The following is a 15,313-nucleotide window of genomic DNA, read 5'->3' as shown; positions in this document are numbered from 1 at the left end:
ACAATCACCCGCTCGCCTTCACCTCCTGCTCGCCGTATGCTGTGCAGCCGTCGCTGTTATGTACAGCGACGGCCACATCGACGCAGTGCGGTTCTGATCAGATCCTGTAAAGGCTGGCAGTGCTCCCGCACTGTCACGATGATTGAAACGGCTCAAGTCCGAATTGCGAAATTTGCAGCAAGCACGTGGGATCTCCCCGTCAGCGCTTCTCAAAACAACGCCTCAAACCACCCCCATCACCGCCTTCGGCTCCAGATAAGCCTCGAGCCCCTGCGTGCCGTACTCCCGTCCGATTCCCGACTGCTTGAACCCGCCGAACGGCACCGCCGGATCGTGCGTGAGCCCGTTGATCATCACGCGGCCCGCATCGATGCGCGATGCCACCTCACGCGCCCGTGCATAGTTCGCCGACACCACATAGGCTTGCAGCCCATACGACGTGTCGTTCGCGATCGCGATCGCTTCTTCCAGATCGCGGTACGCGATGATCGACAGCACCGGCCCGAAGATTTCTTCGCGCGCGATCGTCATGTCGTTGCGCACGTCGCTGAACACGGTCGGCCGCACGAACCAGCCGGACGCCAGGCCATCCGGCCGGCCTTCGCCGCCGGTCAACAGCCGCGCGCCTTCGTCGATGCCGATGCGGATGTAGCGCTGCACGCGTTGCCATTGTTTTTCGCTGACCATCGGCCCGATCACGGTGGCCGGATCGCGCGGCGCGCCCGACTGCGTGCGCTCGACCAGTTCGCGCATGCGGGCTTCGAATTCGGCAAGCCGCGTCTGCGGCACCAGAATCCGCGTGCCCGCGATACACGCCTGACCGTTATTCATGAAGCCGGCCTGCAGCGCAAGCGGCACCGCTTCCGCGAAATCCGCGTCGTCGAGCACGATGAACGGCGACTTGCCACCGAGTTCCAGCGTGATGCGCTTGAGCGTCTCCGCGCCCGCGCGCAGGATCGACTTGCCGACCGCAGTCGATCCCGTGAACGAGATCTTCGCGACATCCGGATGCGCGCTGATCATGGCGCCAACCGGATCGCCGCGCCCGGTCACGATGTTGAACACGCCGTTCGGCACGCCGGCCGCGTGCAGCGCCTCGGTCATGATCTGCGTCTGGATCGCGCTCATCTCACTGGGTTTGATCACCGCCGTGCAGCCGGCGGCCATCGCCGTCGCGAGCTTGTTGCTGATGAAATGCGCGTTCGCGTTCCACGGCGTGATCAGTCCGGCCACGCCGATCGGCTGCATCACCACCTCGCTGCTGTTGATGCGGCGCGTGAACTCGTATTGCCGCAGCACTTTCGCGGCTTCCCGGATCGAGCTCGAAGCATATTTCGCCATCCAGCGCGCGCGCGAAACCGGCGAACCATATTCGTCGATGATCGCTTCGTACAGGTCGTCTTCGCGCGCTTCGACTGCGCTCGCCATGCTCTCCAGCAGATCGAGCCGTTCGCTCTTGCCGGTGCGCGCATACGACGCGAACGCGCGCTTTGCAGCGGCGATGGCTCGCTGCGCGTCCTGCTCGTCGGCGAGCCGAACCTGGCCGATCACCTGCTCGGTGGCGGGATTGAACAGGTCGAACATTTCCGTGCCGTGCGGCGTCGCAAACGCGCCGTCGATGTAAATCTGGTCGATTCGTTGCATCGTTGCTCCTGAAAACTGCATTGCCTGCCACCTTAGCCGTCGGGTGTTGGATTGACTAGCCGTATAATCCAAGACGACTTGGTGAGCAATTTGGGACAATGGAAACTTCCGGTCTGAGCGAGCTTGAAGCCGTGCTGGCGGTCGCGCGGCAGCGCAGCTTTCGCGCCGCGGCAACCGAGCTGGGCGTATCGAAGTCGGCGTTGAGCCACGCGATCGCTGCGCTCGAGGCGCGCATCGGCGTGCGGCTGTTCAATCGCACGACGCGCAGCGTCGCGCTGACCGAAGCCGGCGCACAGTTCGTCGACAGCATTGCGCCGGCGCTGTCGTCGATCCGTGCCGCGCTCGAACAGGCGGGCAGCTATCGCGACAAACCGTCAGGCACGCTGCGCATCAATACGTCGGTGGGCGCCGCGCGCAACGCGATGCCGGTCTTCATCGAATTCGCGCAGCGCTATCCGGACGTCAAGCTCGACATCGTCACCGAAGGGCGGCTGATCGACATCGTCGTCGAAGGCTTCGATGCCGGGATCCGGCTGGCCGAAAGCGTGCCGCAAGACATGATTGCGGTGCCGTTCGGCGGTTCGTCGCGCTTTGCGGTGGTGGGCAGCCCCGCGTATTTCGCACAGCATCCGGTGCCGCGCACGCCAGGCGATCTGAAGGCGCATCGATGCATTCGCACGCGGATGCCGAGCGGCATGCTGTATCAATGGGAGTTTGCGCGGCACGGCGAGTCGCTGAGCGTGGACGTGCAGGGCCCGCTGACGCTCGACGAATCGTCGCTGATGCTCAACGCCGCGCGCGCCGGGATCGGCTTGACCTATCTGAGCGAGTGGACTGTCAATCCCGATCTGCAGGCCGGCACGCTGCAGCGCGTGCTGGCCGACTGGACGCCGGCGTTTCCGGGGCTGTGCCTCTACTATCCGGGCCGGCGACATGTGCCGCCGGCGTTGCGTGCGTTGATCGAACTGTTGCGAGAGATGGCTGGCGGTGCGTAGCGGCGTGTTGCAGGGGCAGCGGAATTGCGGCGGAGGTGCGGTCAACCGAAGCGAGCCTGCGCTTAAGGCTGTGCGGGACCCGCCGCTGGTGCCGAAGCCGGCGTTGCCGCGGCGGCGCGTTGCGCGAGTGCGTCCAGCGCGTCATCCGGTGTGGGGGCTGCTGCCGGGTTGGTTGGCTGGGCCGCGGGTGTGGGCATTGTCACCGGCGTCGGCGTCGGCATCGGCGCAGCGGCGGGCATGATCGCCACCGGCGCGGGCCCGGCCGCCGCACGAGCCTGCGCCGTGGCCGGCACGGGCACCGGCGCCACCACCTGGGCGGGCGCCAGCGGCGCGACCGGCAGCGGCTTCACGTCGACCGTGTCGCCCGGCACCGGCACGCTGCGCACGGAGGTCTGCAGATAGCGCCCGACGAGCTCGAAGAAGCGGTCATAAAACTTGCCGGCCTGGATCGTTTCGCTCGAAATCTTTACCATCGCATCGCTGTTCGAGCGGATCGGCAGCGATAGCGAGCCGAGCACGCTTAAGCCCACGCTGGCCGACGTATCGCTCTTCTTCAGCGCATAGCCGTTTTGCACCGCATTGGCATACACGACGCTGGTATTGGTGACATCGTCGCCGGCGGTGCACACCACGTGAAATTCGACCACGAAGTGCGAATCGCTCGCCGGTTGAAAATTCTTCGACGCATCGATCGTATCGGGCCGCGCAAGCGTCGTCATGTAGCCCTGGCTCAACAGCGCGCGCCGTGCCGATTCGCACGCTTCGGTGCTGGGCACGTCGAAGTTGTGCATGTAGGGGCTGGCTTCGTTGCTGAACAGCTCGTCCTGGAACCGGGTTTTCGGCGTCGTCGAGGTGCACGCGGCGAGTGCGACGAGGCCGGGCAGCAGCAGCGCGAGCGCGATTCGGGATGAGCGGATAAGCATGGTGGAAGCGAACAGGCTACGCGACACGTGACGAAATACCGGACGTCGGACGGCAAGCATTGTAGTGCGGTTCGCTCCCGCGAGGTAAAAGCTGTGGCTTTGGCTTCAGTTTCAGCGTTAGCGGCCGGCGCGGGGCAGTTCGATCGTGAAAACGGTGCCCTGTTGCGGGTCGGATTGCGCGCACACCGTGCCGCCATGCATCTGCGCGATCGTGCGCACGATATGCAGGCCGAGGCCGAGCCCTTCGCGCGCTTGCTGGCGCGCGCTGTTCGCACTGAACGCTTCGAACAGATGCGGCAGCACGTCCGGCGCGATCGTGCCGCGATTGCCGATCGCCAGCGTCACGCGCGTGGCCTGACTGCCGTCGATGCCGAGCGTCACCTTGCCGTCCGGCTCGCCGTGATGCAGCGCATTGCTGATCAGGTTCGAGATCGCCTGCCACAGCAGGTCATGGTCCCACTCGCCGCTGCAGGCGCCGCGCACGTCGAGCGCGATCCGCTCGACGCCTTCATGAGTCGCGAACTCCTCGATCACCGCGCGGCACAGCATGCCCAGATCGGTGGTGCGCGGCGCGAGCCGGATCCGTCCACCCTGCAGCCGCGCGAGGTTCAGCAACTGATGCACCATCCGCGCCATGCGCAGCGAACTGTTCTTGATGCGGTTCGCCACCACGCCCGCCTGCTCGTCGGCCGCATTGCGCACCAGATATTCGGCCGACGCCAGCACGGTGCCCAGAGGCGTGCGCAGGTCGTGGCCGAGCACGGCCATCAGCATTTCGTTGGCTTCGAGCAATTGCCGCGTGGTCAGCAACTGGTCGGCGAGCTGCCGCTTGTGTTGTTCGAGCTGCACGAACACGTCGACTTTCGAGCGCAGGATGCGCGGATCGAACGGTTTGTGCAGGAAATCGACCGCGCCTGCTTCATAGCCGCGGAACGTGCGCGACACGTCTTCGGCGGTGGCGGTCAGAAAGATGATCGGCACGTGCGACGTGCGCGGGCTGCCGCGCATCAGCGAAGCGAGCTCGAAGCCGTTCATGCCCGGCATGTTGACGTCGAGAATCGCCAGCGCGGCTTCGTGCTTGAGCAGCAGATCGAGCGCCGCAGTGCCCGAGTTCGCGACCAGCAGTTCGACCCCCGGCCGCGCCAGCAACGCCTGCAATGCAGTGATGTTGTGCGCGATGTCGTCGACGATCAGGATATTGACTGAGGGATTCGCCATGGCGTCGAATCAGAAAGAGGGCAACGCGGCGAGCCGCTGCGCCATCAGGGTTGGAGAAAGAATATCGTCGGCGGCGCCGCGCTCGATCGCGGCGCGCGGCATCGTCGCGGACAGCGCGGTGGCCGGTTCCTGCACCCACGCGACGCCGTCCATCGCGCGGATCGTTGCGAGTCCTGCCGCGCCGTCCTCGTTGGCGCCCGACAGCAGGATGCCGAGCAGCCGCGCGCGGTACGCGTACGCGGCCGATTCGAACAACACGTCGATCGACGGCCGCGAGTAGCGTACCGACGAATCCACCGACAGCGCGATCGTGCCGTCGTCGGCCACCATCATGTGATAGTTGGGCGGCGCGACGTGCACGCGTCCGGGCGCGATGCGCTCGCCCGCGTCCGGCTCGATGACCGGCAGCGCGCAGCGGTAGCGCAAGGTTTCGAGCAGATAGCTCGGAATATCGGCCGGCAGATGCGTGACCACCAGCAGTGCCGGTGCGAAGGTGGACGGCAGCGCGGCGAGCAGCACGTTGAGCACCTCGATGCCGCCCGCCGAGCCGCCGAGCGCGACAGCGTCGAACGTGCGCGTGACGTGCGGCACGTTGGGCGGGATATCGGTAGCGTGGCTGGGTTGCATGTCAGGTTCGTGGCACTCAGGTGGCGGGCGCCTGCGGTTGCAAATCTGGTTGAAATCCGGTTAAAAACAGCGCGATCCGGCTGGCATCGTGCGGCCGGTTAGCGCTTCTGGTAAATCCGTTCGCGTTCGCGGAATTCCTCGAACCCATCGTAATGCTTCGAAAAGCGCAGGCTCTCCTTGCTGCCGAGGCCGAGAAAACCGCGCCGAACCAGCGAATGCTCGAACAGCCCGAGCGCGCGTTCCTGCAGGCCGCGGTCGAAATAGATCAGCACGTTGCGGCACGACACCAGATGCGCTTCGAGAAACACCTCGTCGGTCGACAGGCTGTGGTCCGCGAACACCACACGATCTTTCAGCGAGCTTGCAAAACGCGCGCCGCCATACGCCGCATGATAGTAGTCAGACAGCGAATGCTTGCCGCCGGCCGCCAGATAATTGCGCGTAAAGCCGGCAATGCGTTCGAGCGCATAAATGCCGGCTTCGGCGCGCTCGAGCGCATCCGGGTTGATATCGGTCGCATAGAACAGCGTGCGTTCGGTCAAACCGGCTTCGTCGAACAGGATTTTCAGCGACCATAATTCCTCGCCGGTGCTGCAGCCCGCGACCCACACCTTGATCGACGGGTAGGTCTGCAGCAGCGGCAGCACATGCTCGCGCAGCGCGAGATAGTACTGCGGGTCGCGAAACATGTCGCTGACTTGCACCGTCAGATACTCGAACAGCCGCGCAAAATCCGTCTCGCTGCGCAGAATGCGGTCTTGCAGCTGCGACAGCGTCGGCAGTCCGAATTCCTCCAGCGCCTGCGCGAGCCGGCGCCGCAGCGACGTCATCGCGTAGTGGCGAAAATCGTGCTGGTATTTCAGGTAGATCGCTTCGAGCAGCAGCTTCAGCTCGATGTCGAAATCCTGCAGCCGCTGCGGCGACATGTCGGACGGGTGACGGCTCATGCTGGGGCGCTCCCTCCTGCTATCGCTGATGCAGCCATACGCGGCACAGCGAGATCAGCTTGTCGACGTCGATCGGCTTCGAAATATAGTCGTCGGCGCCGGCTTCAAGACAGCGTTCCCGGTCGTGTGCCATTGCCTTCGCGGTTAGTGCGATGACCGGCAGGTGCGCGAAGCGCGGATTCGCGCGAATCCGCGCGGTGGCGGTCAGGCCATCCATCTCCGGCATCATCACGTCCATCAGCACGAGGTCGACATGCACGCCGCTCTCCAGCAGATCGAGTGCTTCGCGGCCGTTGCGCGCGATTTCGAGGCGCGCGCCGAGCGGTTCGATCACGTGCGACAACGCGAAGATGTTGCGCACGTCGTCTTCGGCCAAAAGGATCGAGCGGCCTTCGAAGGCGTTGTCGCGTTGACGCACCGTGCGCAGCATGCGCTGCTGCTCCGGCGCGAGCGACGATTCGACGCTGTGCAGAAACAGCGTCACTTCGTCGAGCAGCCGCTCAGGCGACTTCGCGCCCTTGATGATGATCGACTTCGAATAGCGGCGTAGCCGGTGTTCTTCGTCGCCGGACAGCATGCGGCCGGTGTAGACGATCACCGGCAGCGTCTGGTGCGTCGGGTTGGCCGCCATCTGTTCGAGCAGGTCGTAGCCCGTGCCGTCGGGCAGCGCGAGATCGGTCACCACACAGTCGAAGCGGTGCGCGGCCAGTTGCTCGAGCGCTTCGGCGAGCGTGGCGACCGCGACGATCTCGGTGCTGTTGCTGCGCAACAGCGCGCGAATGCTTTCGCGCATCGCGTGGTCGTCTTCGATCACCAGCACGCGCTTCATCTGCTGCTGCAGACGCGTCTCGAGGCGGCGGATCGCGGCTTCGAGCGTGGTGCGCGCGGTCGGCTTCAGCGTGTAGCCGACGGCGCCCAGATGCAGCGCTTTTTCCGCGTGATCGGTGGCCGACACGATGTGGATCGGAATGTGCCGCGTAGCCGGGTCGTTCTTCAGCCATTCGAGCACGGTCAGGCCGGAGCGGTCCGGCAGGCCGACGTCGAGCAGCACCGCGGTCGGCTGCAGGTCGCGCACCAGGGTGACGCCGCTCGCGCCATCGGTGGCGTGCACGAAGTCGAATTGCAGTTCGTGCGCGAGGTCGCGCAGGATCTCGGCGAACGCGAGGTCGTCTTCGATGGCCAGGATCAGGCGGTTTTCGTGCTTGCGCTGATGGCGGTCGTCGTCGATCGGGTTGGCGTCTGTGGCGGCGCCAGTCAGTGCCGACAACGGTCGCGGCGGCAGTGTGGCGCGACCGGAGCCGCTGTCCGCGGCATGCAGTGCGGTGCGCGGCACGAGCGTGCCGGTCGTGCTTGCGCTCACGTCAGACGTGCCAGACGGGGCAGATGCGCTCGCGCCTTGTGCCGGCACCTGCAGCCCTTGCGCGCCGATGCCGTCCGCCTGCATGGAAGCCGGCGCGGCGCCGGCTTGCGCCGAGAACTCGCTCGGCAGCCACAGCGTGAATACGCTGCCGCGCCCCGGCTCGCTGACCACGCTAATGCGCCCGCCCAACAGCCGCGCGAACTCGCGCGAGATCGATAGCCCCAGGCCGCTACCGCCGTATTGCCGGCTGGTCGAACCGTCCGCCTGCTGGAACGCTTCGAAGATCATTTCGAGCTTGTCGGCGGCGATGCCGATGCCCGAGTCGCGCACGTCGATACGCAGCGTGCCCGGCTCGGCGAGCGCGACGTCGAGCGCGACTTCGCCGTGTTCGGTGAACTTCAGCGCATTCGACAGCAGATTGCGCAGGATCTGCGTGACGCGCTGGCTGTCCGACACGATCGTCTGTGGAACACCCGGCGCGCGCGCCGTCGAGAATTGCAGATGCTTCGCGGCGGCCATCGGCTCGAAGGTTTCGCGCAGCGACTGCAGCAGCGCGTCGATCGATACGACGCTCGATTCGATCGTGATCTGGCCGGCCTCGACCTTCGACAGATCGAGAATGTCGTTGATCAGCACCAGCAGGTCGCTGTTCGACGCGTGGATGGTTTCCGCATAGCGCACCTGTTCGTCGCTCAGGTTGCCGGTGCGGTTCTCCTGCAACAGCCGCGCGAGAATCAGTGAACTGTTCAGCGGCGTGCGCAGTTCGTGCGACATGTTGGCGAGGAACTCGGACTTGTAGCGGCTCGACTGTTCGAGGCGCGCTGCATTGGCGGACAGTTCCTGCTGCGCGCCGAGCAGATCCGATTTCTGGCGTTCGAGGCGCTGCGCGTACTCTTCGAGCTGCACATTGGTCTGTTCGAGCTCGGCCTGTTGTTCTTCAAGCCGCGCCGCCGATTCGACCAGCGCGCGGCCGCGTTCCTCGAGCCCCTCGTTCGACACGCGCAGCTCTTCCTGCTGCACCTGCAATTCTTCGTTCAGCTGCTGCGTTTCAGCGAGCGCGTCCTGCAGCCGCTCGCGGTACAGGGCCGCTTCGATGAAATCGCCGATGCTGTTCTGCACCAGCTGCAGCAGTTCTTCGTCGCGCGGGGTGACCGGCCGCATGAAGCCCAGTTCGATGATGCCGTTCACGACGCCGTCGTTTTCGATCGGCTGCACGATCACGCTGCGCGGCGGGCTGATACCGGTGCCCGATACGACCTTCACATAGTTGTCCGGCACTTCGCGCAGCACGATCGGCCGATGCGACGCGGCGGCCTGGCCGACCAGACTCTCGGCGTCGTGAAAATTGCGCGTGCCCTGTTCGCTTTCGGCGCTGAAACCGTAGGTTGCGATGCGGCGCAACTCGCCATTGATCTTGTCGCGCACGTACAGGGCGCCGACCACCACGTCGATGTACTGCGCAACCGATTCGAGAATCGCGCGCCCGACCAGCGGCGCCGTCGACTGCCCGACCACTTTCTCGGCCAGCAGGCGCTGACCCGAGCGCAGCCATACCTGGCGCTGCAGCGCCTCCGTATGCTCGACCTGCCGCTTGAGCACCGAATCGTAGTTCTCGGACAGATTCATCAGATCGCGCCGGCCGCGGAACGCGAGCAGCGCGCTGATGCACAGGCTGAATGCGATGAAGATGCCGACGACGGTGCCCGTCAGGCTGCGCGCGGCGCTCGAGCGCTGCTGCCGCAGGCCTTGCTCGACATCGAGAAACTGCGTGAACAGGCGCCGCGTTTCGTCGAACTCGGTCTTGCCGCGGCCGCTCGCAATCACGGTTGCGACGTCCAGCTGCCGGCGCTTCAGGTCGATCATCTGCTGGGCAAACGCATTCCAGCGTTCCTGCACGGCCTGGATGCGCTTGAGCTGCTCGACCTGCGGCGGGTTGTCGGCTACCTGGCCGATCAGGTCGGACAGTTCGGCCTGGAAGCGCGGCTCGCCCAGCTGGTAGGGCGCGAGAAAGGTCTCGTTGCCGGTGATCAGGAAGCCGCGCAACGCCGTTTCGCGGTCGACGGCAAGGCGCAGCATTTCGTTCGCATCGCCGATCACCCGTTCCGAATGCTCGACCCAGTTCATCGTCGAGACGAGGTAGGCGATCAGCGCGACGAACACCGCGACCGTGGCCAGTCCGACCGAAAGCGGCAGCGCGATGTTGCGCCGGATGATGCGCCGGAAGTTCGCCTGGTCGATGGTGGCGACTGGTGTCATGTTTTCGGTCTTCCCGTCCATTTGTTCTAGTCGAGTCGGCATTTTTGACTGGCATGCGCTTGAGGTTTCACGCAATTGTCGCCGCTTGCGGCAGGCGGCCGCAATCCGCGTGAACTGCCGGCCCGCGGCGCCAAGCGTCCGAAGTATCACATAGACGCCTTGCCTGTGTGTGCGCGGCGGGCGTCTGGTGCTGCGCGAGCGGGCCGTTGCGAGGCAAGGGTGCGGTTGTCTGGCGTGGCGTTCGGCAGGTGGTTCGGTCGATGCCCACGCCGGTTCGCGTTGCGCGCCGCTTTACGCACCGTGTTTTACACGTGGCTTTTCGACACCCTTCAAATGCGCTCGGCGGCAGCCCGCCAAGCGGGCTGCCGCCGAGTCTGACGCAACGGTACGGGCCAGCGCGACCGCTATCCGGTGGCTGCCTGCCCGCGTCCGTTACTGGCCGATGCCGGCCTTCTTCTGCGCGTTTTGCAGGTCGGTCGGGTAGTTCGGGTCGTTGCGCGACGGCGAGTAGCCCGCGTCTTCCAGCTTCTTCAGTTCCGCATTGCGCTTGGCGCGTGCTTCCTTGCGCGCCTGCTTGCGTGCGGCCTTCTTTTGCGCCTTGGTCTGGCTGGCCGGGGCCGGTGCGGCATTCGGCTGGGTTGCGGCGGCGCCCGGGTCGGTGGCTGCCGCATTGTTCTGTGCCAGCGCAGGCGCGGCGGCGCCGGCTGCGAAGGCAGCGCAGGTGAGCAGGGCGGCGAGATGGCGGATGGTCGAGAGCTTCATGTACTTTCTCCTGTGGAACGCTGTTGTTAAAAGGCTGGTTATAGCGCCGGCCGGCCGGGCCTGGTCCGTACGCACCGTTTGCACGGCCGCGTGACAAGCCCAGGTCGGTTTCGTGAACTGCGCCGGCGTGACCCGTTGCGCCGGGACGCGTGCTGTACCGCCCGCGTCCCGGTGCGCCGGCCATCGATATCTTGCCGCAACTCGGTCAAATGAGCAGATAACAAGTGGGCGCGGCCAGCCGGCGGTGCCGGGGTACGCGCCGCGCTGCGGCGACTGCGGCTACTTGCTGTTGCCGGACTTGAACATCTTCTTGCACGGCGGCGACAGCTGATCGTAGTGCTGCTTCATGCACGCTTCGATTTTCTGCTTGTTCGGAATGTCGGATGAGCAGAGCCGGAACGCATCGCTTTTGCAGGCCTTTTCCTGATCGTCTTGCGTATCGGCAAAGGCAGCGCTACTTGCTGCGGCGAGCAACATCAGCAGGAGGGCGCAGGATTGGCGTTTCATCTTCGTGACCTCGCAAATGAATGGCGGATCCGCCGTCGAATTGCGCTCAGCAAGAACCGAACCCGATGGGCAGGTAACGCGTGCAGACGCACAGTAGCGTGTCTGCGCGAGCCTTTCTACATGCTATGCTTGCACAGCCCCGGCGGGCAGCCAGCCGCGGGTTTCGACGCGCAAATACACCGCGGCACACGCGGGCACCGCGGGAGACGCGGTTTCGAACATTAGACGGCAATGGACTATCGGCACCTCCAGCAACGCAAAAGCCTGCACGCCCGCATCGTGCAGGAACTCGGCATCGAGATCGTCAGTGGCCGGCTGGCTCCAGGTGCACGGCTACCGGCCGAAGCCACGCTGTGCGAATCATATGGAGTGAGCCGCCCGGTGCTGCGCGAAGCGACGCGCGTGCTGGTCGCAAAAGGGCTGGTGGTGTCGAAGCCGCGTGTGGGCAGCGTGGTGCGGCCGCGCGAAGAGTGGCACATGCTCGATCCGGACGTGCTGTACTGGACGCTCAACAGCATTCCCGAAGGCGAATTCTTCAACTCGCTGATGACGGTGCGGCGCATCATCGAACCGGCCGCGGCTGCGCTGGCCGCGAGCGCAGCCACCGAAGAAGACCTTGCGCGCATCGGCAGCGCTTACGACCAGATGGCGCACGCGACGAATTCCGCTGGGCTGCTGGCGCCGGACCTCGAATTTCACCGCGCGATCATGGCGGCCACGCATAACGATATGCTGGCCTTTATCGGTAACATGCTGTCGCTGGCGTTATCCGAATCGATCAAGCTGACGAGCCGGCATCCGGATACGCATGCGCTGTCGCTGCCGCGGCATAAGGCGATTCTCACGGCGATTCAGAGTCGGGACGCGTTGGGCGCGCGTCAGGCTAGCCTCGTGCAACTGGAACATGCGCGCGCGGATGCGGATTCGATTTTGGGGCTGGCGGCGCGCGGATTGGAGTGAGCGGCGTCACGGCAGCAACATGCTGCCGCCGCTTTTTCGGTAACCCGCGCGTTTCGCGCAACCGCTTGCCGGCGCAACCTTCGCGCCGGCTTTCCTGCTGAGCAGTCCAGCAACCGCTCAGCGTCTCAGTGCCTCAGTGCCTCAATGTGAATGCGGCGGCACTTCGGCGCCGCGGCAGCCGACGAGGAAGTCGAAGTCGCAACCTTCGTCGGCCTGCAGCACGTGCTCGATATACAGGTTCCGATAACCGCTTGCATCGGCCGGATTGTGCTTCTGCGTTTCCTTCCACACGGCGAGGCGCGCGGTCATTTCCTTCTCGTCGATGTCCACGTGCAACCGGCCTGCGTCGCAATCGAGCTCGATCCAGTCGCCGTTGCGCACCACCGCGAGCGGGCCGCCGGCGCGCGCTTCCGGCGCGACGTGCAGCACCACCGTGCCGTACGCGGTGCCGCTCATCCGCGCATCGGACACGCGCACCATATCGGTCACGCCTTGCGCCAGCAGCTTCGGCGGCAGGCCCATGTTGCCGACCTCAGCCATGCCGGGGTAACCCTTCGGGCCGGCGTTCTTCAGCACCAGCACGGAATCGGCGGTCACATCCAGATCCGGATCGGCGATGCGTGCCTTGTAGTCGTCGAAATTCTCGAACACCACCGCGCGGCCGCGATGCTTGAGCAACGCAGGCGTGGCCGCTGATGGCTTGAGCACCGCGCCGTTCGGGGCGAGGTTGCCGCGCAGCACACACAGGCCACCGTCCGCGACCAGCGGCTTGTCGAGCGGGCGAATCACTTCGTCGTTGTAGTTCGGCGCTTCCTTTACGTTGTCCCACAGCGAGTGGCCGTTTGCGGTCAGCGCGTCCGGATGCGGCAGCAGGCCGGCTTCGCCGAGGCGGCGCAGCACCGCAGGCAGACCGCCCGCGTAATAGAACTCTTCCATCAGGAAGCGGCCGGACGGCTGCAGGTCGACCAGCGTCGGCGTGCCGCGGCCGACGCGGGTCCAGTCGTCGAGTGCGAGGTCGACGCCGATGCGGCCTGCGATCGCCTTCAGGTGAATCGCCGCATTGGTCGAGCCGCCGATCGCCGCATTCGCACGGATCGCGTTTTCAAATGCTTCGCGCGTCAGCAGTTTCGACAGACGCACGTCCTGCAACGCCATCTCGACGATGCGCATGCCGGACAAATGCGCGAGCACATAACGGCGCGAGTCGACCGCCGGAATCGCCGCGTTGTGCGGCAGCGTGACGCCGAGTGCTTCGGCCATGCAAGCCATCGTCGACGCGGTGCCCATCGTGTTGCAGGTTCCCGCCGAACGCGACATGCCCGCTTCGGCGGACATGAACTCATGAATCGAAATCTTGCCGGCCTTCACCTGCTCGCTCAGCTGCCACACGACGGTGCCCGAACCGATGTCGCGCCCGTGATGCTTGCCGTTCAGCATCGGCCCGCCGCTGACCATGATGGCGGGCACGTCGCAGCTCGCCGCGCCCATCAGCAACGCGGGCGTGGTCTTGTCGCAGCCGGCCAGCAGCACGACGGCGTCGAGCGGATTGCCGCGGATCGATTCCTCGACGTCCATGCTGGCGAGGTTGCGCGTGAACATCGCCGTCGGGCGCAGGTTCGACTCGCCGTTCGAGAACACCGGAAACTCAACCGGAAAGCCACCTGCTTCGAACACCCCGCGCTTCACGTGCTCGGCGAGCTTGCGGAAGTGCGCGTTGCACGGCGTGAGCTCCGAGAACGTATTGCAGATACCGATGATCGGCTTGCCGGCGAATTCGTGATCGGGGATGCCCTGATTCTTCATCCAGCTGCGGTACATAAAGCCGTTCTTGTCGGCGGTGCCGAACCACTGTGCGGAGCGAAGCTTGCGAGGTTGGTCAGTCATGTTGTTCCGTTCGAATTTGGTCAATATAGTAAGACTATATGGGGGATCGATTTGCTGCGCTATAGGGACTTGTAGCAAGACTTTTGGTCGGAGCCAATACAGGAGGCACACGACGATGACAGCAATGCTACGGGACGCATAACGAGAATTTACCCGGAGTGGCGAACAAATAGAATGACTTTTTATGCGCCGAGAATGGGGGAAAACACCAATCACTAGACGGATTGCCTACGCATATAGTTTGGCTATTCAAAAAATGCGCGGTTGCGCGCTGCACAGGATCAAGGAGTCTCAAATAGTGGCTACTTCGCCCCGTTTTTCCGGTTTGTTTCCGGTTGCGCCGACGCCGTTCACCGCGTCGGGCGAGCTCGACCTCGACGGCCAGCGCCGCGTGATCGACTGCATGGTCGATCAGAAGGTAGATGGCATCTGCATTCTTGCGAACTACTCCGAGCAGTTCGTGCTGACCGACGCGGAGCGCGACACGCTGGTCGACCTGTGCCTGTCGCACACCGCAGGCCGCGTGCCGGTGATGGCAACCTGCAGCCACTTCAGCACGCAGATCGCGAGCGAGCGCGCGAAGCGCGCGGTGGCGGCCGGTGCCGGCATCGTGATGCTGATGCCGCCGTATCACGGCGCGACGCTGCGGGTCGACGAGAACGCGATGTTCGAGCATTTCGCGCGCGTGGCGGAAGCGGCTGGCGTGCCGGTGATGATCCAGGACGCGCCGTTGAGCGGCGTTGGTTTGAGCGTGCCGTTCCTTGCGCGCATCGCGCGCGAACTGCCGCTGGTGCGCTACTTCAAGATTGAAGTGCCGGGCGCCGCGGCCAAGCTGCGCGCATTGATCGCAGCCGGCGGCGACGCGATCGAAGGCCCGTTCGACGGCGAAGAAGCGATCACGCTGATGCCCGATCTCGATGCCGGCGCAACCGGCACGATGTCGAGCGCGCTGCTGCCGGACCTGATCCGTCCGGTATTCGACGCATTCCGCGCTGGACGACGCGACGAAGCGCGCGCCGGCTACGCGAAGATCCTGCCGCTGATCAACTACGAAAACCGCCAGTGCGGCCTGCGCGCGACCAAGACCGTGATGATGGAAGGCGGGGTGATCAAGAGCGACGCGGTGCGTCATCCGCTCGAGGCGCTGTCGGGCGCGACGCGCGCCGAACTGCTGGAACTGGCGCGCGAAGCGAATCCGCTTGCACTGCGCTGGGGCCACTAAGCAAAGCT

Annotated in this window: 12 protein-coding genes; 3 read left to right on the top strand and 9 right to left on the bottom strand. The window is 64.9% G+C overall.

What is annotated here, in order from left to right:
• Nucleotides 1-222: 222 nt before the first annotated feature.
• Nucleotides 223-1,644, bottom strand: a complete 1,422-nt coding sequence (locus ACYVNQ_RS00125; RefSeq protein WP_460900107.1) for an aldehyde dehydrogenase family protein — start codon at nt 1,642-1,644, stop codon at nt 223-225.
• A 98-nt stretch (nt 1,645-1,742) separates the two neighbouring features.
• Between ACYVNQ_RS00125 and ACYVNQ_RS00120 the strand changes: the two genes are divergently transcribed.
• Entirely contained in the window at nt 1,743-2,639 is an 897-nt protein-coding gene (locus tag ACYVNQ_RS00120; protein ID WP_460900106.1) for a LysR family transcriptional regulator, read from the top strand.
• A 62-nt stretch (nt 2,640-2,701) separates the two neighbouring features.
• Here ACYVNQ_RS00120 and ACYVNQ_RS00115 read toward each other — a convergent pair whose 3' ends face one another.
• The 7 genes from ACYVNQ_RS00115 to ACYVNQ_RS00085 all read right to left on the bottom strand — a co-directional run bounded on the left by ACYVNQ_RS00115 (nt 2,702) and on the right by ACYVNQ_RS00085 (nt 11,239).
• Nucleotides 2,702-3,562 carry a DUF2242 domain-containing protein gene (locus tag ACYVNQ_RS00115; protein WP_460900105.1) on the bottom strand — a complete coding sequence of 287 codons (861 nt, stop codon included), beginning with the start codon at nt 3,560-3,562 and terminating at the stop codon, nt 2,702-2,704.
• Nucleotides 3,563-3,679: 117 nt separating this feature from the next.
• Nucleotides 3,680-4,780 carry a hybrid sensor histidine kinase/response regulator gene (locus ACYVNQ_RS00110; protein WP_460900104.1) on the bottom strand — a complete coding sequence of 367 codons (1,101 nt, stop codon included), beginning with the start codon at nt 4,778-4,780 and terminating at the stop codon, nt 3,680-3,682.
• A gap of 9 nt (nt 4,781-4,789) precedes the next feature.
• A complete protein-coding gene (locus tag ACYVNQ_RS00105; protein ID WP_460900103.1) occupies nt 4,790-5,407 on the bottom strand; it encodes a chemotaxis protein CheB in 618 nt (205 codons plus the stop codon).
• 98 nt (nt 5,408-5,505) lie between these two features.
• Complete coding sequence (locus ACYVNQ_RS00100; RefSeq protein ID WP_460900102.1) at nt 5,506-6,354, bottom strand: CheR family methyltransferase; 849 nt, start codon at nt 6,352-6,354, stop codon at nt 5,506-5,508.
• Nucleotides 6,355-6,373: 19 nt separating this feature from the next.
• Entirely contained in the window at nt 6,374-9,991 is a 3,618-nt protein-coding gene (locus ACYVNQ_RS00095; RefSeq protein WP_460900101.1) for a response regulator, read from the bottom strand.
• 411 nt (nt 9,992-10,402) lie between these two features.
• Nucleotides 10,403-10,732 (bottom strand): DUF4148 domain-containing protein, encoded by a 330-nt coding sequence (locus tag ACYVNQ_RS00090; RefSeq protein WP_460900100.1) that lies wholly within the window; start codon nt 10,730-10,732, stop codon nt 10,403-10,405.
• A gap of 279 nt (nt 10,733-11,011) precedes the next feature.
• Complete coding sequence (locus tag ACYVNQ_RS00085; RefSeq protein WP_460900099.1) at nt 11,012-11,239, bottom strand: hypothetical protein; 228 nt, start codon at nt 11,237-11,239, stop codon at nt 11,012-11,014.
• A gap of 231 nt (nt 11,240-11,470) precedes the next feature.
• On the opposite strand from ACYVNQ_RS00085, the gene ACYVNQ_RS00080 reads away from it, so the two are divergent.
• Nucleotides 11,471-12,199: a FadR/GntR family transcriptional regulator gene (locus ACYVNQ_RS00080; RefSeq protein ID WP_460900098.1), complete on the top strand. Its 729-nt coding sequence runs from the start codon at nt 11,471-11,473 to the stop codon at nt 12,197-12,199.
• A 141-nt stretch (nt 12,200-12,340) separates the two neighbouring features.
• Here ACYVNQ_RS00080 and ACYVNQ_RS00075 read toward each other — a convergent pair whose 3' ends face one another.
• Nucleotides 12,341-14,083, bottom strand: a complete 1,743-nt coding sequence (locus ACYVNQ_RS00075) for an IlvD/Edd family dehydratase (RefSeq protein ID WP_460900097.1) — start codon at nt 14,081-14,083, stop codon at nt 12,341-12,343.
• A 298-nt stretch (nt 14,084-14,381) separates the two neighbouring features.
• On the opposite strand from ACYVNQ_RS00075, the gene ACYVNQ_RS00070 reads away from it, so the two are divergent.
• Nucleotides 14,382-15,305, top strand: a complete 924-nt coding sequence (locus ACYVNQ_RS00070; RefSeq protein ID WP_460900096.1) for a dihydrodipicolinate synthase family protein — start codon at nt 14,382-14,384, stop codon at nt 15,303-15,305.
• Nucleotides 15,306-15,313 lie beyond the last annotated feature (8 nt).

The organism is Paraburkholderia jirisanensis (assembly GCF_054782355.1).
This window is presented reverse-complemented; position numbering and strand designations above follow the sequence as displayed.